Here is a 1,045-nt window from a genome sequence, read left to right on the forward strand (position 1 = left end):
TGTTGAGCGTCTCTGCATATGACGACCACGGGGCCACCAACCGTCACCCGTGATGCAGATGGGTTCCGGGCAGAGGGCCGATCGTCTGCATCGTCACCGTGCCGAGGAACGAGAACAGCCGTGATGAGCGATGCCGGATCGGGCGGACACGACCGTGCGGTGACGGCGGCGACGTCGTTCGTCGTCCGGCGTGACGGCGTGCCGTGAGAAGCGCTGCTACCAACACGAACCGGCCCCTGGTGCGATTGGATGTAGTCGTCGACACTGGTCCCACCATGAGCGGAGTCATCGGCTGTGATCGTCATACGCCGGCCCGAGGAGGCCGACACCTTCCTCGACGCCGGCACCATGCGATGCCCGCAGTGCCGGGGCACGGTGGCCAGGTGGGGACACGGGCGTGCCCGCACCGTCCGCGAGACGACCCTGACCGTGCGCCCACAAGGGTGCGCTGCCGCGACTGCGGCGCCACGCACATCCTGTTGCCCACCGCCCTGCAGGTGCGCCGGGCCGACACCGCCGAGGTGATCGGGAATGCGTTGGCCCACAAGGCGAAAGGCCTGGGGTTCCGGAGGATCGCCGAGCGGATGGGCCGCCCGGAATCGACCGTGCGCCGCTGGCTACGTCGCACTACCGGTGAGCATGTGCAGTGGCTACATCGCCGGGGTACCGAGCGGCTGGGCCTCGTCGCCCGCGAGGCGTTCTGCACCATCCGGTACGTCGGGAATCCGCTCGGGGACGCACTGTGCGTCCTGTCGGCGGCCGCGGTCGAGGATCGTCGCCGCTTCGGGTTCCCCGATCCACCGTGGGACCTGATCGGGATCTACACACAGGGACGTCTGCTGTCCCCACCCCGCAGCGGCTGACAAAACTGTCCCGTCCGGTCTTGCCGTGCCCGGGTACGTCCGTCATCGTGCCGATCGGCGGCGTTCACAATGACGCACAGCAGTCACCGTGCCGACGGGCCCGTCAGCCTGCCGACGAACGGCGACACCTGCGTCTGCAAATTCCGTGACGCCATCGTCTGCATTCTCAGCGACGGCCAACA

The 1,045-nt window shown here is 68.1% G+C and carries 1 protein-coding gene; it reads left to right on the forward strand.

What is annotated here, in order from left to right; all coding sequences use genetic code 11:
* The first annotated feature begins 383 nt into the window (after positions 1-383).
* Complete coding sequence (locus tag MLGJGCBP_RS22035; RefSeq protein ID WP_236581250.1) at positions 384-863, forward strand: helix-turn-helix domain-containing protein; 480 nt, start codon at positions 384-386, stop codon at positions 861-863.
* The last annotated feature ends 182 nt before the right edge of the window (positions 864-1,045 follow it).

Source organism: Rhodococcus sp. T7 (genome assembly GCF_009872365.1).
Taxonomy (GTDB): Bacteria; Actinomycetota; Actinomycetes; order Mycobacteriales; family Mycobacteriaceae; genus Rhodococcus_F.